The organism is Xanthomonas hortorum pv. pelargonii (assembly GCF_024499015.1).
Lineage (GTDB): Bacteria > Pseudomonadota > Gammaproteobacteria > Xanthomonadales > Xanthomonadaceae > Xanthomonas > Xanthomonas hortorum_B.
Genome location: NZ_CP098604.1, coordinates 3,341,895 through 3,364,825, shown reverse-complemented (window position 1 = coordinate 3,364,825; position 22,931 = coordinate 3,341,895). Strand labels below are relative to the sequence as shown.

Annotated in this window: 17 protein-coding genes and 1 pseudogene; 7 read left to right on the top strand and 11 right to left on the bottom strand. The window is 64.5% G+C overall.

Annotated elements, in window-relative coordinates; translation table 11 throughout:
* The first annotated feature begins 88 nt into the window (after window positions 1-88).
* Entirely contained in the window at window positions 89-1,411 is a 1,323-nt protein-coding gene (locus NDY25_RS14695; protein WP_256627538.1) for a hypothetical protein, read from the top strand.
* 59 nt (window positions 1,412-1,470) lie between these two features.
* Entirely contained in the window at window positions 1,471-2,157 is a 687-nt protein-coding gene (locus NDY25_RS14690) for a class I SAM-dependent methyltransferase (protein ID WP_168958658.1), read from the top strand.
* 70 nt (window positions 2,158-2,227) lie between these two features.
* Here NDY25_RS14690 and NDY25_RS14685 read toward each other — a convergent pair whose 3' ends face one another.
* The 11 genes and pseudogenes from NDY25_RS14685 to ubiE form a co-directional block, all read right to left on the bottom strand.
* Entirely contained in the window at window positions 2,228-4,519 is a 2,292-nt protein-coding gene (locus NDY25_RS14685) for a TonB-dependent receptor (protein WP_168958719.1), read from the bottom strand.
* A 151-nt stretch (window positions 4,520-4,670) separates the two neighbouring features.
* Window positions 4,671-5,777, bottom strand: coding sequence for an S-(hydroxymethyl)glutathione dehydrogenase/class III alcohol dehydrogenase (locus tag NDY25_RS14680; protein WP_168958659.1), 1,107 nt, complete (start codon window positions 5,775-5,777; stop codon window positions 4,671-4,673).
* Window positions 5,778-5,812: 35 nt separating this feature from the next.
* Window positions 5,813-6,886, bottom strand: a complete 1,074-nt coding sequence (locus NDY25_RS14675; protein WP_168958660.1) for a beta-propeller fold lactonase family protein — start codon at window positions 6,884-6,886, stop codon at window positions 5,813-5,815.
* A pseudogene (locus NDY25_RS14670) lies at window positions 6,883-7,535 on the bottom strand (c-type cytochrome). The gene NDY25_RS14675 and the pseudogene NDY25_RS14670 overlap by 4 nt, the downstream one beginning before the upstream one ends.
* A gap of 37 nt (window positions 7,536-7,572) precedes the next feature.
* Window positions 7,573-9,351, bottom strand: a complete 1,779-nt coding sequence (locus NDY25_RS14665; RefSeq protein WP_168958662.1) for a quinoprotein dehydrogenase-associated putative ABC transporter substrate-binding protein — start codon at window positions 9,349-9,351, stop codon at window positions 7,573-7,575.
* Window positions 9,348-11,366, bottom strand: a complete 2,019-nt coding sequence (locus tag NDY25_RS14660; RefSeq protein ID WP_343243408.1) for a methanol/ethanol family PQQ-dependent dehydrogenase — start codon at window positions 11,364-11,366, stop codon at window positions 9,348-9,350. Before NDY25_RS14660 ends, NDY25_RS14665 begins: the two co-directional genes overlap by 4 nt.
* Before the next feature lie 997 nt (window positions 11,367-12,363).
* Complete coding sequence (locus tag NDY25_RS14655) at window positions 12,364-13,005, bottom strand: HAD family hydrolase (protein ID WP_168958720.1); 642 nt, start codon at window positions 13,003-13,005, stop codon at window positions 12,364-12,366.
* Window positions 13,006-13,163: 158 nt separating this feature from the next.
* Complete coding sequence (locus tag NDY25_RS14650) at window positions 13,164-13,883, bottom strand: hypothetical protein (RefSeq protein ID WP_168958663.1); 720 nt, start codon at window positions 13,881-13,883, stop codon at window positions 13,164-13,166.
* Between the two features lie 177 nt (window positions 13,884-14,060).
* Window positions 14,061-16,016: a M1 family metallopeptidase gene (locus tag NDY25_RS14645; protein WP_168958664.1), complete on the bottom strand. Its 1,956-nt coding sequence runs from the start codon at window positions 16,014-16,016 to the stop codon at window positions 14,061-14,063.
* A 75-nt stretch (window positions 16,017-16,091) separates the two neighbouring features.
* Entirely contained in the window at window positions 16,092-16,982 is an 891-nt protein-coding gene (locus NDY25_RS14640; protein WP_168958665.1) for a GGDEF domain-containing protein, read from the bottom strand.
* Between the two features lie 202 nt (window positions 16,983-17,184).
* On the bottom strand, window positions 17,185-17,946 hold the full coding sequence (ubiE, locus tag NDY25_RS14635) for a bifunctional demethylmenaquinone methyltransferase/2-methoxy-6-polyprenyl-1,4-benzoquinol methylase UbiE (RefSeq protein WP_168958666.1): 762 nt from the start codon (window positions 17,944-17,946) through the stop codon (window positions 17,185-17,187).
* 88 nt (window positions 17,947-18,034) lie between these two features.
* Between ubiE and NDY25_RS14630 the strand changes: the two genes are divergently transcribed.
* From NDY25_RS14630 to atpC, 5 genes are all read left to right on the top strand, one after another.
* The gene (locus tag NDY25_RS14630) at window positions 18,035-19,684 is read left to right on the top strand and encodes an efflux MFS transporter permease (RefSeq protein ID WP_168958667.1); all 1,650 of its coding nucleotides are present in this window, start codon (window positions 18,035-18,037) and stop codon (window positions 19,682-19,684) included.
* Window positions 19,681-20,769 carry an HlyD family secretion protein gene (locus tag NDY25_RS14625; protein WP_168958668.1) on the top strand — a complete coding sequence of 363 codons (1,089 nt, stop codon included), beginning with the start codon at window positions 19,681-19,683 and terminating at the stop codon, window positions 20,767-20,769. The genes NDY25_RS14630 and NDY25_RS14625 overlap by 4 nt, the downstream gene beginning before the upstream one ends.
* A 477-nt stretch (window positions 20,770-21,246) precedes the next feature.
* On the top strand, window positions 21,247-21,753 hold the full coding sequence (locus NDY25_RS14620) for a GNAT family N-acetyltransferase (protein ID WP_168958669.1): 507 nt from the start codon (window positions 21,247-21,249) through the stop codon (window positions 21,751-21,753).
* The gene (locus NDY25_RS14615) at window positions 21,750-22,205 is read left to right on the top strand and encodes a nucleoside deaminase (protein ID WP_006451321.1); all 456 of its coding nucleotides are present in this window, start codon (window positions 21,750-21,752) and stop codon (window positions 22,203-22,205) included. Before NDY25_RS14620 ends, NDY25_RS14615 begins: the two co-directional genes overlap by 4 nt.
* Before the next feature lie 167 nt (window positions 22,206-22,372).
* Window positions 22,373-22,819 carry an ATP synthase F1 subunit epsilon gene (gene atpC, locus NDY25_RS14610; RefSeq protein WP_168958670.1) on the top strand — a complete coding sequence of 149 codons (447 nt, stop codon included), beginning with the start codon at window positions 22,373-22,375 and terminating at the stop codon, window positions 22,817-22,819.
* Window positions 22,820-22,931 lie beyond the last annotated feature (112 nt).

Sequence of the window (22,931 nt, the reverse complement as noted above, 5' to 3'; positions counted from 1 at the left end):
TACGCCCCTGCGCCTGCAACTGTCGCGACTCGACCACCCTGACCGCACAATCGAGCAACAGCGGACCGTGCTAACCGCCTCAGCGGTGGTGCATATCATCAATATGCCTGCGGGACAGCGCTGGACCGCATGGGTAACCGGAATAGTGGGCCGCGATGCTCTGCCTGCAGCGCAGATGCAAGCGTTGTCTCAATCGTTTGGCGGCGAGCTGTGCTACGACGCGTTGTCCGATGGCATCGTCTATCGTCGCCAGTTCAGCGCAGAACAGCTTCAGCAGCGCGGCGACGCGGCAATGCAGCAGTTCCTGCACGCGCACGCGCAGGCCCGCGCCGCGCTGCTGGCCGATGATCCGCAAACTGGCGATGCCCAAGCGCGCCTGAAAGCGCTGGCACACGCGTTGGGCCACGTCGCGCCCGCTGCGCTCACCGTGCGCAACGGCGATGCCGATGCACTGGCGGCAGGGTTTTTGAACGCGGTGAATGCAGCGATATTCGATGTCCGCCTGGCACGCCCGCTGCACGCCGCCGAAGCCGACGCGCTCGCAGCCCTGCTCGCCTGGGTGGAGGACACGCTTGGCGCTGCGCCTTGCGTTCTGAGCATCCGCAATGCTGTCCGCGTGCAGGTCGAAATCGTGGCATCGCGGGACAGGCTTCCGGAAACCTGGCAACTGGCGCATCACGATGCTGCCATCCCCTATATGTTCATGGATGGCGAATGCCATGAATCGTCGTGGGGAAAATACTATTTCGAAAACGAGTTGGGCTATATGGTCGGCTGCCTGCGCGCCTTCGGTGCTCTGATGGAAGCACACGATCGGATCCTGGATGCGCATCTGCTCTGCCAGCTGCACGACCTTGCGGTGGCCGATGTCTTCAAACGCAGCTCGCCTCCGCTGCGTGAGCGGTTCCAATCGGGCTACCGAGCGCAGCCGGTCGAATTTGCACTAAGCCTTGGGCGCAACTGCTCGGCCCAGGGACTAGCAGAGTTTCACCGCTCCGCGGCCGCCACCAACGGCTGGATCGAGGTCGAACCGCCAACGCACGGACACCCCGGACGATTGCTCGCACAGACGCGCAGTCCCGCTCTGTGCTTCGACAAGGCACAAGACATCCTGTCGCAATATGCCGCTCAGGTGCCCCCGCCCTCGAACTGCCGCCAGCGTGCCGAGCTAGACGATGCGACGATGCACGCCATCGCGCAGTGCTGTCAGCAGCTCAACCAGCACCACCTGTTCGCCGAAGCCAACATTCGTACGATTGGCTTTTTGTGCTTGAACAAACTCCTACTCGATCAGGGCGTAGCACCAACTATCCTGGAGTATCCCAAGGTGCTGGATATGTGCTCGACCGCCGACATCATCGCAGCTATCCGCCAGGGCCAGCATCGCTTCCAGGCATTGCAGGCGGCCTGACGGCATCAGGCCACACGCTGCTGCCTTCCATTGCCACATCCCACGACCAGGAACACATCATGACGCAATGGCAATCGGTACTAATCGAACAACAACGTTACTACGACGACCGCGCAGCGGAATACGACGACTGGTGGTTCCGTCGCGGATCCTTCGATGAGGGTGATGCGTCTAATGTCAGGTGGCGCGAGGAGGCCGCACGCGTGCAGGACGCACTGGATACCGCTGCGCTGGAGGGCGACATCCTGGAGCTGGCGGCCGGTACCGGCATCTGGAGCGTCCAGTTGCTGCCAAAAGCACGCTCACTGACCCTGGTCGATGGATCGGCGCAGATGCTGAAGTTCAATCCGGCAACCTGTGACCCGCGGGTGCGTACGGTGCAGGCAGATCTCTTCCAATGGCAAGCCACGCGGACCTACGATGCAGTGGTATTCGCGTTCTGGGTCTCGCACGTACCACGCGAGTTGTTGCCGCAGTTCCTGCGCAAGGTAGCAGATGCGTTGGATGTGGGCGGGAAGTTCTTCTTTATCGACAATCTCCCCAAACCCGAGGCGCTGTCGCCGCACGTCGTGGGCGTGGAAGGCCAGTTGATGCAGCGCCGCCTGCGCAATGGCAACGTCAGCACGATCGTCAAGAACTACTACGCGACCAGCGAATTGCAGGCCGCGTGCAGCGCTGCAGGGCTGGACGTAGTGGTGAGCCAGACACCCACGTTCTTTCAGTACGGGGTCGGATATCGTCGCTGACGCCTTGGGCGGTCGGTCGGCTAGCGCGCCTATCCGGGGCTGACGGCCCATGGCGGACGCATGCAATGCGCTACAGATTCCAACGCAATCCGATCAAATACTGCCGCGGTACGCCCGGTGCGAGAAAACGGGCCGGGCCGGTTTCTACTGGTGCATCCTGCGGGCGCGCGAGTTCGCCATCGGGGAAGACATCTTCGGCCACGGCCGCATACGTCGCGTAGCGGCGGTTGAAGACGTTGTCGACACGCGCAAACAGCGACAGCCGGTCACTGAATTGCCAACGTGCCTGCAGGTCTACCAGCGCATAGCCGGCGGTGCCGATGTCGATACGCTCGGGTGCGGGCTCGCCGTCTTCGGCGTTGTCGACCTGGCCATCTTCATTGCCGCTGGCCACGCGGCCTGAGACCGCACGCACACCAGCACCCAAGGTCAGCGCATCGCGCTGCCATTCCACCCCGAGTTTGAGGTTGTGGCGCGGCAATGCGGCGATGCGAAGGCCGGGACGCAAGGTGATTACACGCTCGCCGGAGAGCAATTCGCCATCACTGCGATAGGTCGCATCCAGAAAGCTGTAGCCGGCTGACCACTGCCAATCGCCGCTGCGCAGGCGTAGCGACAGATCCGCACCTTGATACCGGGTGCGGCCGACATTATCGAAGTAACCCAGCTGTGTGTCCGGTGCGCGCAGGAACAAGATATCGTCGCGATTGTCGGCGCGATACACCGATACCGTGGCATTGGTGTTGGCCGACGGCGCCCAGCGTGCGCCGAGTTCATAGGTGCGCGAGATGATCTGCTCCAGGCGCGGGTCGGCTTGCAGGCCGGTCGGCAAGCGGCACGGCTGAGTGGGATCGGCGCAGCCCAGTTCGATCGCGGTTGGCGCTCTGCTGTTCTGGGCGACCGAGCCGTACACCGTCAGCCCCGAATCGAGCCGATGGGTCAGACCCAGGGACGGATTGGCCTTGGCATAGACGAAGCGCTCGCGCGGGCGGTCGCCGTCTTCGGCGGTGGAAAGAATGTTGTCCACCACCACATGGTTCCAGCGCACTGCGGCGGTGAGATGGGTGGCATCGTCCAGCGCCCAGGTGTCGGCGACGAACACGCCCAGCGTTTTGGTGCTGCCGCGCACGCCGGAAAAGAACGCGCGCTCGGCATCCGGATCGGCAGCGACCGAGCGGTCCGGTTGCACCCAACCGTCGCGGGCGAATTGCTGATACCGCACATGGCCGCGATCGAAGGTCACTCCGGTGCTGAGCGCATGCGCGCCCCATTGCTTGCTCAGGTTGAGCGCAAGTCCCTGCGCTTCCTGGCGCATCTGGGTGGTGTTGAGCGCGCCGCTGGGCAATGCATCGGCATCGGCGCGTGCCACATCGCAATCGGCATCCAGTGCGCTGCCATCGGCGGCATAACCGGAGGCACATTCTTCGACGAATTCTTCGTAGTCCTCGCCGATATCGCCATTGACGGTATCGCGCCGGCCCACGCGCGAGTAGGCCAGTGCATGCAGTGCGGTGTCCGCATCGAAACGGTGGTCCAGTTGCGCGGTAAACAGCGTATTGCGATTGCGGGTGAGGTCGGGCGAGGTGTACACCGAGCGGCGGTCGGCGCGATACAAGCCGGGCTCGGGGCCATCGTCGGTGTAGCGCGTATCCGGCAACAAGCCATTGCCGATCAAGCGGCTGCGCCCGTGCAGCACCGACAGGCTCCAATCGGTCTGCTCGCCTTGCTTGCCGACCTTGCCGAACAACGTGCCAAGGCGACCTTCGGAGGCATCGCGCCAGCCGTTTTCATCGAAGCCGGTGACCGCGACAAAGCCATGCCACCCGTCCTGACTGGCGAGGCCGTAACTGGCGTCCAGCCGCTTGCGTGCGCCGCTGCCGATGCTCACTTCGCCCTGCAATCCAGGTGCGGTCAAACCGGAGGCAGTGGACAGCACCACCGCGCCACCGAGCGTGTTCGGCCCGAACAAGGGATTGGAGCCGGGCATCAAGGTCACTGCCTTGATTGCCGACTCGGGCAGCATGTCCCAGCTGACGATATCGGCGAACGGTTCGTTGAAACGCACGCCATCCAGATACACCGATACCCCTTGCGAGGCGCCCGGCAAGGCGGACGCGCGAAAGCCGTGGAAGGTGAGATCGTTCTGGAACGGACTGCCTTGCACATCGTTGCCGTCCACACCGACAAAGCGCCGCTGCAGCAGATCGCTGAGGTTGTTGCTGCGCCCGCGCGACAGCTCGCCATTGGTGGCCGATTGCACCATGTACGGCAACTGCGCCGCGTCGATGGTGGTGCCGGGAATCGGTGTGGCGGTGACCTCGATGCGGTCCAGCCAGGTCACCTGCGGCGCATCTTCGGCCATTGCAGTGCCGAGCGTGCCAGCGCACAGCAGCGCTGCGCAGGCGCAGGCAAGCCGATGTCGTTGCAATGCATCGCGGCCATGGCGTGCGGCGCGAAGCGGCGGTGTGCTGCGATACCCCAGTAAGTGCTGCGTCGACCTCATGTCGTCTCCCTCAATAAAGCACGATCGATTTGATACCGCGCGCTGCACGCAGATCCGCCAGCGCCTGATTGATGTCGTCCAACGCCAGGGTGCGCGTGATCAACGGCGCCAGCTGGATGTCGCCTTGCAGATAGCGCTCGACATAGCCGGGCAGCTCGCTGCGCCCTTTTACCCCGCCGAATGCGCTGCCGCGCCACACCCGCCCGGTCACCAGTTGAAACGGGCGCGTGCTGATTTCCTGCGCGTCGTCGGCCACGCCGAGAATGACGCTCTCGCCCCAGCCCTTGTGGCAGCACTCCAATGCCGCGCGCATCGCGCCGACATCGCCCACGCATTCGAAACTGTGGTCGGCGCCGCCGTCGGTGAGGTCCACGATCACCTGCTGGATCGGTGCGCCGTAATCGCGCGGATCCAGGCAGTCGGTGGCGCCCAACGCACGCGCCAGCGCGAACTTGGCCGGATCGATATCCACTGCGATGATGCGCCCGGCCTGCGCCAGCACCGCGCCCTGCACCACCGACAAGCCGATGCCGCCCAGCCCGAACACCGCCACGCAATCGCCGGGCCGCACATGCGCGCTGTTGAGCACCGCACCGACACCGGTGGTGACCGTGCAGCCGAGCAGGCAGACCTGATCCAGCGGTGCATCCGGATGGATACGCGCCACCGCGATCTCGGGCAACACCGTGTATTCGGAAAACGTGCTGGTGCCCATGTGATGCAGGATCGACCGCCCGTTCAATGAAAACCGGCTGCTGCCATCGGGCATTAGCCCGCGCTCCTGGCTGCTGCGGATCGCCTGGCACAGGTTGGTGCGACCGGAGCGACAGAACTTGCACACGCCGCATTCGGGCATGTACAGCGGGATCACGTGATCGCCGACACGCACGCTGGTGACGCCGATGCCCACGGCTTCGACAATGCCGGCGCCCTCCTGCCCCAGGATCACCGGAAAGCTGCCCGCGTGCCCGTGCGCCAATGCATGCGCATCGCCATGGCAGATACCGGTGGCGACCAGGCGCACCAGCACCTCGCCGGGACGCGGCGGCTGCAGGTCCACCTCTTCGATGGTCAGCGGCTGGTGCGGACCCCATGCCACCGCAGCGCGTGTCTTCATCCGGCCTCCCTGGCGCGCGTCGGCATGGCCGCCGCTCAGCGCGCGATCACCACGCCCCACGGCAATTCGCCGACGGGGATCTGTTTGATCTGTTGCAACGTCGCGGTGTCGATCACGCTCACTGTGTTTGAGCGCCCGTTGGCGACATACAGCTTATCGCCGGCCGGTGTCAGCGCCGGATTCCATGGCCGCAGCCCCACCGCAATTTCGGCAAGACTGCGCGCGCTTTTGGTGTCTATCACGCTGACCGTGCCGGCACCGCCATTGGACGCGTACAGGCGGGTGCCATCGGCCGACAACGCCACCCCCGCCGTGCGCACGCCGGCCGGCAGACTGGCGCGGCGTTGCCGCGTTTTCAGGTCGATCACGTCCACCACGTTGGCGGTTTCCTGCGCGATGTACACGCTATGCCCGTCCGGTGCGAATGCCATGCCGCGCGGATGGCCGCTGGTGGCGACCACACCGCGCGATTGACGGGTGGCCAGCTCGATCATGTCCATGTCGTTGGAGCCCTCGTTGCTGGTGAGCAACCACTGCCCGTCCGGCGTATAGGCGCAATGCTCCGGCGCCTGCCCGCGCGTGGCGATCAACTGCTGCAGCTTGAACTGCGCGGCATCGATCAACATCACCTGATTCTGCCCTTCCACACACACCGCGAACTGTTTGCCATCCGGCGACAACGCGATGCCTTCGGCGTTCTCGCCGATCTGCACGCTGCGCAGCACCGCATCTTTTTCGGTATCGAGTTCGATCAAGCGATGATGCTCGGCATCGATCAGATACAGATGCCCCTGCGGGCCCGGCAACACCTGCTGCAAGCGCTTGCCGAGCTGGCCTTGCGCACTGAGCGTGCGCACCACCGTATCGGTGTGCGTATCGATCACCGACACCGTGCCGCTGCGCTGATTGGGCACGTAGGCAAACACCGGCGGCGTTGAGGGCGCCGGTGTTGCTGCAGGTGTTGCTGCAGGCGTCGCAGAAACTGCCGCCGCAGGTGCGGTGCTCGACGCAGGCGTAGCAGCGTCGCGCTGGCAGCCCGCCACTGTCAGCAGCGCACCCAGCACCGTTGCGACATAGATGCGCTGCCACCTGATCAGCGCTGACCTCATTGCGCCTTGCCCGCGGTCTTGTTGATCGAATGGATGAAGGCGAGCAGTTTTTCGGTGTCGCCCGGCTTGAGCACCGGCGCGAACGGCGGCATCTGCCCGACCACTTTTTCATGTCCGATGCGGGTCTTGCCGTGGGTGATCATCGCTGCGGTGCCTTCGCTGATCAGCGCGCGCAAGGTGTCGTCGTCGCTGCCATACACCCAGATGTCGTTGGTCAACGGCGGGCACATGCCACCGCCACCGGTGCCGCCGTGACAGGCGTTGCAACCGGCCGAGAAATAGATCTTCTTGCCTTCGGCAATCAGCTCGGGCGTGACCTTGACCTCGGGCCCCTTCGGAATCGGCACGACCGCAGCCGGCGGTGCCGGTGGCGTGGCCGGATCCGGCGCGGGCCCTGCGGCCGGGTTGGGCACCCCGGCAGTCGCCGCTGCAGGCGCAGGGCGGTACCGGTGGCCGGCGCAGGCGCATTGGCAGCCGGCGGAGCGGCCGCCTCAGATGCGGGCGCTGAAGGCGGCGCCTCCTTGCCGCACGCGGCCAGCACAACGCTGAGCATCAACGCGCACAGCGGTGCGCGCATGGAACGATCGAAACAACCCACAGTGGACTTGCGCATGGACGAACCTTTCTGATCGGAGGGAACACCGCGCACCCCGTGCACGCGGCAGGTGACACAGTCATTGCCGAAGTCATTGCCGAGACGAACGCCTGGCCTGCGTGAGCAGCGTGGCCAGCGCGGTGTCGCCGCGTGCCTGCGCCAACGTGGCGGCGGTCTTGCCATCGCGATTACGTGCGGCAGGATCGGCACCGGCCGCCAACAAGCGCTTGGCCACTGATTCGCGCCCGGCCGCTGCAGCCAACATCAATGCAGTGACGCCGGCCTGATTTGCGTGGCCGACGTCGGCCCCGCGTGCCAGCACCGCATCGAGAATCGCCGGGTCGTCACGCGCCACCGCAAACATCACCGGCGTGAAGCCGGTGGGATTGGCACGCCGCACATTCGCACCCGCTGCCAGCAATGCCTGCACCACGCCGACATCGGCGTAGGACACCGCCACCTCCAGCGCGCTCCAGCCATCGCTGGAGACGGTGTCCACCGGTGCACGCTTGCCCAGCAACTTGCCGACACTGTCGGCATCGTTGGCCCAGGCCGCCTTCATCAACGCGGTCCAGCCGCTGCTATCGCGCGCATCCAGGCGTGCACCGGCATCGAGCAACAGGCTGACCAGATCCGGTTCCTGATTGCGGATGGCCTGATGCAACGGCGGCTCGCCGAGCAGGTTGGGACGATTGGCATCGGCGCCATGCCGCAACAGCCACGCTGCACGCACGCCATCGCCGGCATCCAGCGCATGCGCCAGTTCCTGGTTCGGGTCGGCACCGTCGGCAATGCGAAGTTGCAGCTGCGCCAGTTCCTGCGACGACGCGGCCGGGCTCGGCGCTTTCGAGACCGGCGTCGGCGTCGCATACGGCCCGTGCGATGCCAGATCGCCGGCAACCACGCAGTCGCTACACCGCACCAGCGGCACGTGGTAACTGCGCAGAATTTCGGCGATCTTTGCCGCGCTCTGTTGCATGGCCGTGTTCAAGGCATCGCGCAGGTCCGCGTTCTTGCGCGACACTGCCCACGCCATCGAGTACTCCAAGACCGAATCGTCGATGGTGTTGAGCGGCACCACGCCCAGCCCGCTGCGTTGCGCGTAATACCCGGCCACCGGGCCCCAGGATTCGGCCGCATCCAGTTCATTGGCAGCGACACGTTCGACCAGCTTGCCGGGATGTTCTTCCGGCGCGGTGGCCGAGTCGTAGAACAGGTACTGCACATCGCCGCTGATGCCGTGCTCGTACAAGGCCTGGCGTGCGGGCGAGCTTTGGAACACGCCCAGCCGCAGCTTTTTCAGCCCCGGGTCGTCCAACGATGTCGGTACGAGATTCAAGCCCTTGCGCGTCACCAGCACATAGGCCGAGCGATACAGCGGGCGCGTGGTCAGGCCCTGCTCGAAATCGCTGTTGAGATCCATCAACACATCGCAGCGGCCGGCATTGATGGTGCTGCGTGCCAGCCCGCGTTGGTAGTAGGTGCGCCACTCGTATTCCAGGCGCCGCCCCATGGCATCGGCCACGACCTGCGCGATCTTGTTCTGGAAGCCCTCGCCGGCCTTGTTGGACAGCGGCATGTTGCCGGGGTCGGCGCATACCCGCAGCACCTGCGGGTCGGGTGCAGGCGGCGGCGAGGTCACGACCGATGCCGATGACGATGACGGTGGTGCGGTTGATGCAGGCGCCGCAGTGGGCACCGCATCGGAAGAAGAAGCGCGAGCCGTCGGTGAGGACGGCTCGCGTGTGCAGCCTGCGGCGACGAGTCCGAGGCTGCAAAGCACCAGCAGCTGACGCAGCCGCCGGCTCATGCCACGCGTACCGGCAGCCAGCTGCCGGTACGCGCTTGCAACGCCTTGCCTGGATCTCATCGTGCGGTCTTCGCTGCGGCGTTGGCGGTGCCGCCGCCTGCGGCCGCGGTGGCGGTGGCACTGGCGGTCACGGTCTTGCCGGCGCCATCGATGCGGAAGGTGTGCACCATGCCGCCGAGCGGAATCTTGTCGAAACCGGCACCGAATGCCAAACCGGCTGCGCCCAGCGCGCCATACGGATCGGCCGGGTCCAGACCTGCGGCCACCGGCAAGCCGATCCAGCCACCGATACCGGAGAACACCGCAACATACTGGTGCCCATTGGCCTTGTAGGCGATCGGGTTGCCGATGATGCCGGAGGGCAGTTTCATCTCCCACAGCTTCTTGCCGGTGTCCTTGTCCACCGCACGGAACCAGCCATCCAGCGTGCCGTAGAACACCAGCCCGCCATCGGTGACCAGGGTGCCGCTCCACACCGGGAACTTCTCCTTGATCTCCCACTTGGACTTGCCTTCCACCACATCGAACGCCTTGACGATGCCCAGCGCACCCGGCTCGTTGGGCTTCATCATCACGTTGGCAAACACGTAAGGCAGACCCATCATGGTGTTGCCGCGTTCCTGCGGTTCCAGCTCCATATGCCAGTTGTTGGTGCCGCAGAAGAACACCGCCGAATTGGCCGGGTCCACCGAGCACGGCTGCTGGTCCCTGCCGCCCATTGCCGAGGGGAACGCCTGCACTTTCTTGCCGCGTTCCAGTGGCGAATGCGCGGCCACCTTCACCGGGCGGCCGGTCTTCATGTCGATGCGTTCGGCCCAGTTGGCCGGCACGAACTTGTGCGCGCGCAGCAAGGTGCCGTCGCGACGATCGAGCACGTAGGCAAAGCCATTACGATCGAATTGCACCACGGACGGAACTTCCTTGCCGTCGATGGTCAGATCGACCAGGATCGGCTCGTTGATGCCGTCGTAATCCCATTGGTCGAACGGGGTCTTCTGATAGCCCCACACCGCTTCGCCGGTATCGATCTTGCGTGCGAACAGGGTCATCGACCACTTGTTGTCATGCTCGCCGTTGTTGCATTCCTCCTGCGAGGTCTTGCCGCAGCGATACGACGGGCTCCACAGGCCGGGATTACCGGTGCCGTAATAGAGCAGCTTCAACTTCGGGTCGTAGCTGTACCAGCCCCACGCCGCACCGCCGCCGCGCTTCCATTCGTCGTTGGGAAAGGTCTTGACGCCCAGATCGCCGAGCTGGCCGTGCTGCGGATTGGCCTTGTTGAAATCCGCACCCAGGCAGATCGATTTGTCGGTGCCGGCCGCATCGCAGGACCACACCTGCTTGCCATCGGCCAGACTGTAGGCCGCCACGCGCCCGAGCACGCCGAACTCGTTGCCGCTGATGCCGGCGATCACTTTGCCGTCGGCAATGATCGGCGCCATGGTGATGGTTTCGCCCTTGTCCGGATGCCCGAGTTTCTGCTTCCACACTTCCTTGCCGGTCTTGGCATCGAGTGCGATCACATCGCCGCTCAGGCTGCCGAACACCAGCTTGCCGTCGGCATACGAAGCGCCACGGTTGACCGTATCGCAGCACGCCACCGCCACCGAGCGTTCGTCCTGTTGCGGGGTGTATTTCCACAACACCTTGCCACCGTCGTCCTGCGCCGCCAGGTCGATGGCGAACACGTTGTTCGGGTAGGCGCTGACCATGTACATGATGCTGCCGATCACCAGTGGCTGGCCTTCGTGGCCGCGCGTGGCATCGGTCTTCATCTCCCACGACATCTTGAGATTCTTGACGTTGTCGCGATTGATTTCGGCCAGCGGGCTATGCCGGGTGAGTGCGAAGTCGCGCCCGATGCCGCCCCAGTTATCCGGGTTGCTGGCATTGGTGGTGAATTCGCCATCGGTGTCGACCACGGCGGCGGCCGGCGGCGCAGCGGCGGGCGCGGCTGCCGGTGCGGGCGCTGCAGTTTCAGTGGCGGCGTCCTTTTTACAGCCGGACAGCGCGGCGCTCAGCGCAAGCATGAGCAGCGCACCGCTGCGAATGCTGCGACAGGAAGATTGATGCATATGCGTCTACCCCTTCGATTGAACAACCAGTCGGTTGAAACATCCGCAGCGCAGGCACTGTTGCAGCCAGTTGCGTCGCAGACGTCGGAAACGTCGAGGGAGAAGAGAGCAAACGCCATGCCAGTGCGCTGGTGCGGTGCACCATGTCGGGGCAGCGGGGCTTTGCTGTGATGGCAGTCGCTTGAGCGAGGTGCACTGTCACGGTTTTGGCACAGTTTGCACCGGGCGTGCTGTTACATCGGTGGTGCAGATGGTTCGGTGTTGCCAGTCAGCAAATGCCATGGCAATGACTGCGGGTTTTGCTCGCTGCTGGCTGCATCAGGCCGCGCCCGCAGCTTCTGCTGGCACGCCTTGTTCCAACACACTGCATGTACATCAGACCCCGTTTTCCCTTTAGACATCGACCGAAATCGGTGGCGCTTGCGCGCGTACCGGCGTGGGACCTTACGCGGCATGGATGCCGCGTAAGAGCCTACACGGACGTACTTGCGGCGTGTCCCACGCTGGTACGCGTGCAAGCGCCCTCCATGAGCCGAAGCATTCGCACAAGACTGACAGACGTTGCATGTGTGGGTTGGTGTGTGCACGGCGCCGCATCCGGGAGCGGGACACGCCGTGAATCCGTCCGTGGAGGCTCGGTGGCGGCATCCATGCCGCCACACGGTCCCGCACCCGGATACGACACCGCTCTCCCACTGTTCGCGCCTGCTGGTCGGCAAGCACTGCAGGTCGATGCCATGCATTTGGACTTACGCATTCAACGTCGTCGGCATCGATATTTTCGTGGCCGAGGGTCACTATTAGTCAGGTGGACGTTTGATTTTGCGCGATAACGTCCCTGGGAACTTTCATGCGCCGTGTGGCGCGAGTCACTTTCTCTTCTTGCCCGGCATTGCCTCGAATAAATCAGGCAACCTCACAGCGAGACGGATTGAATAGTCATCCAAAGACAGCGCGGCGAGCTCTGCATCGCAATCAACCCATCCGCACTGCTCGCCTACTTGCGAGACACCACGCCAGCCTTCCACCGCATCAGCAACTGCGTGCAATCCTGCAAGCGCCAGTCGGCAAAGCCGGGCCAGGGGTCACCCGACGTGTTGACCAGCACCGTGCAGGCGCCAACGGCACGACCGCAGGCCAGGTCGTTGTGGTGGTCGCCGACCATCACCAATGCCGCACCGTCGACCGACCAGCGTCGTTCGAAATACCGCAGGCCATCGGGCGCGGGTTTGGGCGCGGCCTCGTCACGGCCGACGATGGTGTCCCAGGCAAATGCATCGTGCAGGCCGATCGCCTGCAACGTCACCTGCGCCAGTTCGCGTGCGTTGCGGGTAAGCATGCCGAGTTGGCATCCGGCCGCCTGCAATGCACGCACCAATTCGACTGCACCGGGCGCGGCGCGTGCGGTCCGTGCGAGCTCACGCTCGTGCTCGAGTAACCATGCGTGTTTGGCAGCAGCCTGGTCGGCAGGTAGCGATGCCAGATGATGCAGGATGTCGGCCTCGGACGGGATCTCCAACACGCGTCGAATCAATGCGAAATCATGCACGGCTTCGGTCAGCGTGCCATCCATGTCGAAGACCCAGTGGCGGTACCTGGACAACGCGGGAGATGTCTGTGTGAGTGTCATGCAGTCCATACGTACATACGTGCGAAGACGTGAGAGTGGTGAACGCGACACGGCAGGCAATCGTCAGGCGAAAGCACACCTTGCGCAATCACCAGGATAGACGCGCGGCACACACCGATGCGGTGCACCGACCGCGCGTCTATGTGCCGCACGGTCGGCTGTGGCGTCTACTTCCAGCCCGGCATCTGCGTGTTATCCAGCCCACCCACTTCGAACTCGGCGGTACGCGTGCCGCCGGCTTTCACCGGGAACGCGATACTGATGCGCTTTGCACCGCGCGCCAGTTTCCATAGCGCCTTGTCATCGTCGATGAACATCGCGATCGCTTCATCGGTGTCGGGGCGATGCGCGGCCATCGGGCGCACTGCGCCGCCGTCGGCCGAGACCTGCACCTTGCAGCCGCTGTAGCAGTTGAAGTCGCCGGCCTTGAGCACCAGATAGCTGTGGCGCTTCCACTGCGGGTGATCGCGGAACACCAGGCTCACCGGCTTCGGGCCGCTACCGTCCACGTCCACACGGTCCTTGGCATCGATCATCGCCGAGCGCTGCGTGCCGCCCTTGGCCGGCACCTGCGAGTATTGCCATAACGCCTGCATGCGGCGCAATTCGCGCGCCTGCTCGCCCTTGGCCTTGATGTCGGCGTAGCCGGATTCGATGCGTGTGGCCGCAGCGGTGCCGGCGTAGCCTTCCAGCAACGCGGCGCCATGCGCGCGTGCCATGTCCCAGTTCTGCACTTTCACTGCCTCGTCGTATTGCTTGGCGAGCGCATCGGCCTCGCTTTCCTTGACCTGCGCCTGTGCGGTTTCCTGCGCCTGACGTTGCGCCTCGCGGTCGGTACAGCCGCTCACTACAGCGACGCACAAGGCCGCGCTCAGCAGATACTTCATCGTGGACTCCGGGGCGAATTCAATGGCAACGATACCAGCCTGCCCCGATGGAATTGATCAACGGCTTGCGCAGACAGCCTGCCCACGATCAGACGACCAGACACTGTAGGAGCGCACCCGGGCGCGATGCAGCGCTGGAAGCGGCGGGAGGGCGTCTTGCAACGCCCTCCCCTGCCATTACGGCTGCGGCTGCGTTGGCGGCGCTGCTTTCGCCTTGGCAATCATCTCGGTCACCGATGCGGTGGTGATCGGGTGATAGCTGGGCTTGGCCTTTTCGAAGGCCTGTTCGGCGAAGGCGATGCCGTCCGGGGTCTTCAACAGTTCGGTATAGATCGGCAGCACCAGCTTGCGGCGGCCGACGCGTTCGATGAACTCGCCGGCAGCGGCGCGCGCATCGGTGTAGCCGCTACGGATCGCCAGCGGGTACCAACGCATCGCGATTTCACCGTTCGGGGTGCCGGTGAAGTGGTAGGCATCATCCAGTTGCTTGAGCTGTTCCGGCGTCAAGGTCGCGCCCATGCCGCTGAGGAAATGCACCCACTCCTGCGTGCCCCACTCGCCGGTGACCTGCTTGTTGGGCAGCGTGCCGCTGCCGCTCCAGGCGATGCGTGCGGTATCCACGATCGAGAAGCTGCGCGAGCGGGCCTTGGTGGCGAAGGCCGGGATGCCCGGCTGCTTCAACCACGCGTCCACTTCGGCCGCGCTCACGGTATTGGGATGGTTGGCCAGCAGGTTCTTGTTGAGGTAATCGACGAACTGGTCGGTGGTGGCGCTCTGAAACGCGTGATCGTCGAACCAACCGCGCAGGAACGGGTCGAACACTTCGCGGCCGAAACGCTGCTCCAGGAACTGCAGGAACCACGCGCCCTTGACGTAGGCCACCTGGCTCAAGGCTTCGTCGGGGTCGCGCTCGGCCAACGGCGGCAATGCCAATGCCTGGTCGGCCGGCGCCATGTCCTTTACTTCGGCCAGCAGATCGCCCTGGTCGATCTCGCGTTCCATCTCGGCCATCTCCGCGCCGTACAACGCCTCGGTGATGCGCGCCTGCACGTAGGTGGTGAAGCCTTCGTTGAGCCAGATGTCCTTCCAGCTGGCATTGGTCACCAGGTTGCCCGACCAGCTATGCGCCAGTTCGTGCGCGACCAGCGACACCAGCGACTTGTCGCCGACGATCACGGTGGGCGTGGCGAAGGTCAGGCGCGGATTTTCCATGCCGCCGAACGGGAACGACGGCGGCAGCACCAGCATGTCGTAACGGCCCCAGCGATACGGGCCATAGAGTTTTTCGGCGGCACCGATCATCTTTTCGGTGTCTTCGAATTCCTTGGCGGCCTTGTCGGCCATGGCCGGCTCGGCCCACACGCCCGAGCGTGCGGAAATCGGCTTGAACACCACATCGCCGGCAGCAATCGCCAGCAGATAGGACGGAATCGGCTCGGGCATCTTGAAGCTGTAATCGCCATCGCGCGCGGCCTTGGGGTCGTTGTCGGCGCTCATCAGCACCATCACGTCCGGGCGCGAGGTCACATGCGCGCTATAAGTGAAGCGCACGCTCGGGGTGTCCTGCAACGGCACCCAGCTGCGCGCGTGGATCGCCTGCGACTGGCTGAACATGAAAGGCAGCTGCTTGCCTTCGGTCATCGACGGCTCCAGCCACTGCAGGCCCGAGGCGGTCGGTGCGGTGTGATACGTGATCACGATCTTGGACGGCTGAGTCGGCGTCTCGATAGTGAGCTTGCTGCCGAAGGTCTTGTCGGCCGGCGCCAGCGCAAATTGCAGCGGCGCCAGCGCGCCCTTGCCGTCGTCGGCCTGCACCTGCGCAATGCTCAGCTCGCGCGTGTCCAGCACCAGCTGCTTGGCGGCCTTGTCTTTCCAGTCCAGCGTGTAGGTCGCGGTGCCGCCGATTTGCTTGGCGTCGAAATCCAGCTTCAGGTCCAGCGCCAGATCCTTGATGACCACCAGCTGCGGCTGGGCGTAGGAGCTTTCGTCGTGGTTGCGGGCGTCTGCTTTCACGGGGGCCTTGGCGGTGGCGGCCGGTGCCGCGTTGGTCGCGGCCGGCGGTGTGGACTCGTTGGAACAGCCGGCCAGCGCGATGGAGACGGCCAGGGACAGCGACAGGAACGGGAAGCGCATCGACGGCACCGCAGCAAGGGGAATCGGGCATTTTAGCGCTCTGGGCCGCTGCCTGCCCGTGCCATCGCTGGCGGCTCAGGTCACCGGATGACTGCGCGGGGTATCGTGCCCGTCGCGCACCAGGCGCCGACCGCCGGAGAACTTGGCGCGGTACATCGCCACATCGGCGCGTCGATACAACTCGGTGGCATCCAGACCCTGCTCGCAGACCGCGCTGCCGGCGCTGACATGCAGCGGCGCTTCGTCGGCATCGTCGCGTTCGAGCATCGACAGCCATTGATTGAGTTTGAGCGTGGCCTCGTCTTCGCCGGCATGCACGCCGATTAAAAATTCATCACCGCCCCAACGCCCGATCCAGTCCTGCGCACCGAGCCAGCCGTACGCCGATTCCACCAGCCGCACCAACACGCGGTCACCGGCCAGATGGCCGAAACGGTCGTTGATCGTCTTGAGGTTGTCCATGTCCAGCACGAACAACACGAACGGCCAGCCTTCGCGCTGCGCGGCGGTGACCGAATCCAGCATCGCCTGCTCGCAGCCGCGCCGGTTCAACGCCTCGGTCAGCGAATCGAACAAGGCGTGCTTCTTGAGATCGCGCATGCCGGCATCGATACCGCGCAGGCTGCGATTGATGCCGCGCAGCAAACGCCCCAACTCGTCGTCGCCATGTTCGGGCAGCGTGGGCAGGCGTTGATCGGCGTAGTACGCATCCAGCGCGTCGGCGGCGATGCGAAGTGGCGCGAGCAAGCGATACAGTGCAGACAGCGTCAGCGCGGTGCCCGCCAGCGTGGCCAGCAATGCCACGATCACCACCGACCACAGCGGGCGTCCGCCCAACTCGCTTTGCGATGCCAGCCAGACGATCAGCAACAGCAGCGGCAAATGGATGCCGACAAAGGTCACCGCCAGCAGTTTGGCGCTGAAGGAGCGAGGAAACACGCGCGACAGCCCTGCGTACAAGCGCATGCACGTCTCCAGCGAAAGGTGGCCTAGTGTCGCCGACCATTGGTGGAGCCAACGCGACGGGAGTCTCAAAAGTTTGTCGGCAAACGCAGGCGCGCAAGGTGCGATGGCGCGGCAAGCGAACACAAGCGCCGTGTGCTGCGGGGTGTCCGGCGCGCGATACACGCCGGACTGGACGCTCAGGGATTGACGCGTCGGATCACTCTCAGATCTTGTAACCGGAGTGGATCGCCACGATGCCGCCGGTCAGATTATTGAAGTGGCAACGCGCAAATCCGGCATCGCCCATCATGCCCTTGAGCGATTCCTGCGGCGGATGCTTGCGAATGCTCTCGGCCAGGTACTGGTAGCTGTCGGCATCGCGTGCGAACAGCTGGCCCAACTTGGGCAAAATCTTGAACGAGTGGAAGTCGTAGATCGGCTTGAACCACTCGGCGGTGACTTCGGAAAATTCCAGCACGCGCGCCTGCCCGCCCACCTTCAACACGCGATACATCTCGCGCAGCGCGGCGTCTTTATCGGTGACGTTGCGCAGGCCGAAGGAGATGGTCACCAGATCGAAGCTTTGATCCGGGAACGGCAGCGCCTCGGCATTGCATTGCACGTAGTCGAAGCCAGCCACCAGGCCGCGATTGGTCAGCCGGTCGCGGCCCACCGACAACATGCCGGCGTTGATGTCGCCCAGTACCACCGCGCCCTCATTGCCCACACGCTCCTTGAGCAGCACCGCGATGTCGCCGGTACCGCCGGCCAGATCCAGCACGCGGTCGCCCGGCTTCACCTGCGCGGTCGCCACGAAGTAGCGTTTCCACGCGCGGTGCACGCCCAGACTCATCAGATCGTTCATCAGGTCGTAGTTGCGCGCGACCGAGGTGAAGACTTCGCCGACCAGCTTCTGCTTGTCCTTGGCAGCGACATCGCGAAAGCCGAAATGGGTGGTGCCGGAGGTATAGGGAGATTCGCTCATGGGTGGATTATCGCACTGCTGACGCCGCCATGACCGCAACCGGACCACAATCGCCGTCTTCTTCAGCGACTGGCCCAGCGAGCATTCGGTGCGCGACAAGTACGTCCAGCGCGACTGGCAGCCCCATGAGAAGCCCACCCTGCCGGGGTCGGCCTCCACGCCCCTGCACCCCACCCGGCGGCGCATCCAGTACGGGCTGGTCGGCGTGGTGGTGGCGCTGACCGGTGGGCTGAGCAATGCGCTGGTCACCGCCAACCTGACCTATCTGCAAGGCACGCTGGGCGCCTACGCCACTGAAATGGCCTGGCTGCCTGCCGCCTATGTGATGACCAACATGTCGGCCAACCTGCTGCTGGTGAAGTTCCGCCAGCAGTTCGGGCTGCGCCGGTTCACCGAGATCTTCCTGGCGCTGTATGCGGCCATCGCCTTCGCGCATCTGTTCGTGCACAGCCTGAGCTCGGCCATCACCGTGCGTGCTGCGCACGGGCTGGTGGGCGCGGCGCTCAGTTCGCTGGGGCTGTATTACGTGATCCAGGCGTTTCCAGCCAGGTACCGGCTCAAGGCGGTGGTGACCGGGCTGGGGGTCACCCAACTCGCATTGCCGTTGGCGCGGGTGTTTTCCACCGATTTGCTGGAATTTGGCGAGTGGCAGGGCCTGTACCTGTTCGAATTCGGCCTGGCGGTGTTCGCGCTGGCCTGCGTGCTGGCGCTCAAGCTGCCGCCGAGCGATCGCTATCGCGTGTTCGAGCCGCTGGATTTCCTCACCTTCAGCCTGTTCGCGGCCGGTTCGGCCGGTCTGGCGGCGGTGCTCTCGCTGGGGCGGCTGTTGTGGTGGACCAGTACGCCGTGGCTGGGCGTGGTGCTTGCCGCCTCCATCGTGCTGCTGTGCACGGCAGCGTGGATCGAGCACAACCGCCGTAACCCGATGATCAACACGCGCTGGCTGGCAAGCGGCGACATGCTGCGGCTGGGCCTGGCGATTCTGCTGATCCGGCTGGTACTGTCCGAACAAAGCACTGGCGCGATAGGCTTTTTCCAGACCCTGGGACTGGCGAACACACAATTGCAGACCCTGTTCGCGCTGATGCTGTTGGGCGCGGTGGTGGGCGTGGCCGCGAGCGCGTGGCTGATCAATCCGGCGCGGGTGGCCGAGCATCTGATCATTGCGGTGGCCGCGATCTGCATCGGTTGCTTCATGGATGCCGATGCCACCAGCCTCACCCGGCCTGAGCAGATGTACGTCAGCCAGTTCCTGCTCGCGTTTGGCAGCACCTTCTTCATCGGCCCGGCAATGGTCGCGGGGCTGGGCCTGGTGATTGCGCAACCCGGCAATCTGATCAGCTTCGTGGTGCTGTTCGGCATGGCGCAGAACATGGGCGGCCTGCTCGGCAGCGCACTGCTCGGCACGGTGCAGGTGGTGCGGGAGAAATACCATTCCAGTCAGTTGGTCGAGCACCTGGTGTTGAGCGACCCGCAAGTGGCCGCGCGCGTGCAAGCATATGCAAGCCTGTATGGCCGCAGCATCGGCGACCCGGCGCTGCGCCAGGCCCAAGGCGTGCGTGCATTGGGCAGCGTGGCCACACGCGAAGCCAATGTGCTCGCCTATAACGACGTGTTTCTGTTGATCGGCTGCATCGCCATCGCCACCGGGCTATGGATCCTGTCCGTGCTGGTGTGGCGGCGTTATGTGCGCCCACCCGTGTCGCCCACCTCTTCCGCTTCCACTGTGCGCCCATGAATACACCTGCAGACACTACTTCCCTTGCCGAACAGCAGCGCCGCCGACGTCGCCGTATCGGTGGCGTGATCGGCTTCGGCGGGCTGGCCCTGCTCGGCGTTGCGCTGGTGCTGTATGCATGGCGCCTGCCGCCGTTTGTCAGTGCCATCGAGCACACCGAGAACGCGCTGGTGCACGGCCAGATTACGGTGATCGCGCCACAGGTCAGCGGCTATGTCACGCAGGTACCGGTGCAGGACTTTGCGCACGTCAAGCACGGCCAGTTGCTGGCCAAGATCGACGACCGCATCTATGCCCAGCAACTCGAACAGGCCAAGGCGCAGGTGCAGACCGCGCAAGCCAACCTGTCCAACTGGGACCAGCAGCGGCACAGCGCCGATGCGACGATTGCCGAACAACGCGCCGCACTGAGCAGCAATCAGGCCCAGCGCGATCGCACCCGTTCGGCGTACGCACGCACGCAGCAACTGGCCAGCCGGCAATTGGTCTCCGAACAGGATCGCGACACCGCATTTGCCGCACGCGCGCAGGCCGATGCCGGCGTGGCACAGGCACGCGCCGCGGTGCAGGCCGCCGAAGAAAATGCACGCAGCGTCACCGTCAATCGCGCCGCGCTGCAAGCGGCGGTTGCCAACGCGCAAGCGGCCGTGCAACTGGCGCAGATCAATCTGGACAACACGCGCATTGTTGCCCCGCGCGATGGCCAGCTCGGTCAGCTCGGCGTGCGCCAGGGCGCCTACGTCACCAATGGCACGCAGCTGATGTCGCTGGTGCCGGACACGCTGTGGATCGTGGCCAATTTCAAGGAAACCCAGATGGCGAAGATCCGCATAGGACAGCGCGCCAGCTTCAGCGTGGATGCGCTGAACAATGCGCGTCTGCACGGGCGCGTGCAGGAAATTTCCCCGGCCGCCGGTTCGGAGTTCAGCGTGTTGCCGGCCGATAACGCCACCGGCAATTTCGTCAAGATCGCCCAGCGCATTCCGCTGCGCATCAGCGTCGATCCCGGCCAGCCGCTGGCAGCGCGCCTGCGCGCAGGCATGTCGGTGGTGGTGGCAATCGACACCGGCAGCGCAGTCGACTAAGAGCGGCTAACAAAACTACTTCACGCCAGTCCACTGCAGGCCGGCTGATCTGCTGCCTGGCTGCAGGGCCTTGCCCGCCCACCATCGCGGGACACGCTGCAAGTACGTCCTTGTAAGCTCTTACGCGGCATCCATGCCGCGTAAGGTCCCGCGACGGTGGGCGGGCAAGGACCAGTCGAGATGGTCGTTATGCATGGTTTTAAACAAAGCAACCGATCCACTCTCTGGTGCGGTGCCCTCGCCGATTGCGGGACCGTGTGGCGGCATGGATGCCGCCACCGAGCCTACATGGACGTACTTGCGGCGTGTCCAGCGAGCGGTGAGGGCACCGCGCATTCGACCCACTCAGCGTTTGATCTGGACTTTTGACTGCATCCATCGAGATGCGGCCGACAAAACCGCTGCACTCACTGACAGGCGCTCGCTCGCTACGTTTTGTTAGCCACTCTAAGCCAACGCAGCCGCTATCATGCGGTGATGTCGTCTTCGTCCTCCCATTCGCTCTCACTGCGCTGGCAATGCCTGCGCTTCGAGCAACTGAGCACCACGCAGCTGTATGCGCTGCTGCGGCTGCGCTCGGATGTGTTTGTGGTGGAGCAGCAGTGCGCGTATCCGGAGCTGGATGGAAAGGACACCTTGCCAGGTGTACTGCATCTGCTCGGCAGCACCGATACCGATGTGTTGGCCGCGTATCTGCGCGTGTTGCCGCCCGGCGTGAGTTATCCCGAACCCAGTATTGGCCGGGTGGTCATTGCCGCCGCACAGCGTGGTCACGGCTTTGCGCATGCGCTGCTACGCGAAGGCTTGCGCGTGGTGCAGCAACACTGGCCGACCAGCGCCGTGCAACTGAGTGCGCAATCGCACCTGCAAGCGTTCTATGCCGCACACGGTTTTACGCCATCTTCCGCCGTGTATCTGGAAGACGGCATTCCCCACATCGACATGCTGCGTCGCGCCGACGCCGCCACCCAGGAGCTTGCATGATCACCACCCCCGACTACCGCGCCCTGCTCGACACCGCCATCGCCGAAGCCCGCCAAGGCCTGGCCGAAGGCGGCATCCCGATCGGCGCTGCGCTGTATCACAACGACGGCCGCCTGCTCGGTTGCGGTCACAACCGCCGCGTGCAGGAAAACGACCCGTCCGTGCACGGCGAGACCGATGCCTTCCGCAAGGCCGGCCGCCAGCGCCGCTACAAGGACACCATCATGGTCACCACGCTGGCGCCGTGCTGGTACTGCAGCGGGCTGGTACGCCAGTTCAATATCGGCACGGTGGTGGTTGGCGAATCGGTCACGTTCCAGGGCGGCGTGTCCTGGCTGCGCGAGCACGGCGTCAACGTCATCGACCTGCAAAGCCAGGAATGCATCGACCTGCTGGGCGGCTATATTTCCGCCAACCCCGACGTGTGGAACGAAGACATCGGCGAGGACTGACGCCGCTTGAGCAGACTGGACAGCGCTTGCCCGCACGCGTAAGCGCAGCGCACGCCGCGTTGCGCGTGCCATCCACGCGCAACGCTAGACACGCTCATCCGAGTTGATATCAACAGGTCTTTTGACACGCCGGGCGCTAAGCTCGCGTTTTACCCGATGGATCATTGATGGCAGCGGCCAACGAACAGGTGTCCAACACGTCCACTGCGCATTCCCTGCAGCTGGACATCGTCAGCCTGAGCGGTGCGTTGTGGAGCGGCGAAGTGCGCGAGGTCAGCCTTCCCGGAAGCGAGGGCCGCTTCGGCGTGATGGCGCGGCACACGCCGCTACTGACCATCCTGGCCGAAGGCATGCTGCATATCCACCCGGTCAGCGGCGAGCCGTTGCAAATCTATGTCTGCGGTGGCTACGTGGAAGTGCAGCCGGACAAGGTGTTCGTGCTCGCCGATCTGGCCGCACGCAGCGAAGACCTGGACCAGGCGCGCGCGGAAGCGGCGCGGGCTGCGGTCACCTCGCCACTGGCCACCAGCCTGACCGACACCGCCTACGCACAGGTGCACATGGAGTTATTGCATCGCTACAGCGCCAATCTGCGCCATGCGGCTTCTCGCTAGCGATGGCATGCGTTAGCCGCGCAGCCTTGTGCATGCGCGCTGCAATCAGGCATGTCACGCGCTGCTGATTTCGATGCGCGATGCACGCAACGCAAAGGCCCGCCGAATCGGC

Excerpts from the sequence above, each read along its gene's own strand:
- NDY25_RS14675 (WP_168958660.1), bottom strand. The coding sequence starts at position 6,886 with ATGAGGTCAGCGCTGATCAGGTGGCAGCGCATCTATGTCGCAACGGTG.
- NDY25_RS14640 (WP_168958665.1), bottom strand. The coding sequence starts at position 16,982 with ATGCGCTTGTACGCAGGGCTGTCGCGCGTGTTTCCTCGCTCCTTCAGC.
- NDY25_RS14685 (WP_168958719.1), bottom strand. The coding sequence starts at position 4,519 with ATGGCCGAAGATGCGCCGCAGGTGACCTGGCTGGACCGCATCGAGGTC.
- NDY25_RS14690 (WP_168958658.1), top strand. The coding sequence starts at position 1,471 with ATGACGCAATGGCAATCGGTACTAATCGAACAACAACGTTACTACGAC.
- NDY25_RS14650 (WP_168958663.1), bottom strand. The coding sequence starts at position 13,883 with ATGAAGTATCTGCTGAGCGCGGCCTTGTGCGTCGCTGTAGTGAGCGGC.
- atpC (WP_168958670.1), top strand. The coding sequence starts at position 22,373 with ATGGCAGCGGCCAACGAACAGGTGTCCAACACGTCCACTGCGCATTCC.
- NDY25_RS14665 (WP_168958662.1), bottom strand. The coding sequence starts at position 9,351 with ATGAGATCCAGGCAAGGCGTTGCAAGCGCGTACCGGCAGCTGGCTGCC.
- NDY25_RS14625 (WP_168958668.1), top strand. The coding sequence starts at position 19,681 with ATGAATACACCTGCAGACACTACTTCCCTTGCCGAACAGCAGCGCCGC.
- NDY25_RS14615 (WP_006451321.1), top strand. The coding sequence starts at position 21,750 with ATGATCACCACCCCCGACTACCGCGCCCTGCTCGACACCGCCATCGCC.
- ubiE (WP_168958666.1), bottom strand. The coding sequence starts at position 17,946 with ATGAGCGAATCTCCCTATACCTCCGGCACCACCCATTTCGGCTTTCGC.
- NDY25_RS14645 (WP_168958664.1), bottom strand. The coding sequence starts at position 16,016 with ATGCGCTTCCCGTTCCTGTCGCTGTCCCTGGCCGTCTCCATCGCGCTG.
- NDY25_RS14680 (WP_168958659.1), bottom strand. The coding sequence starts at position 5,777 with ATGAAGACACGCGCTGCGGTGGCATGGGGTCCGCACCAGCCGCTGACC.
- NDY25_RS14660 (WP_343243408.1), bottom strand. The coding sequence starts at position 11,366 with ATGCATCAATCTTCCTGTCGCAGCATTCGCAGCGGTGCGCTGCTCATG.
- NDY25_RS14655 (WP_168958720.1), bottom strand. The coding sequence starts at position 13,005 with ATGGACTGCATGACACTCACACAGACATCTCCCGCGTTGTCCAGGTAC.
- NDY25_RS14620 (WP_168958669.1), top strand. The coding sequence starts at position 21,247 with ATGTCGTCTTCGTCCTCCCATTCGCTCTCACTGCGCTGGCAATGCCTG.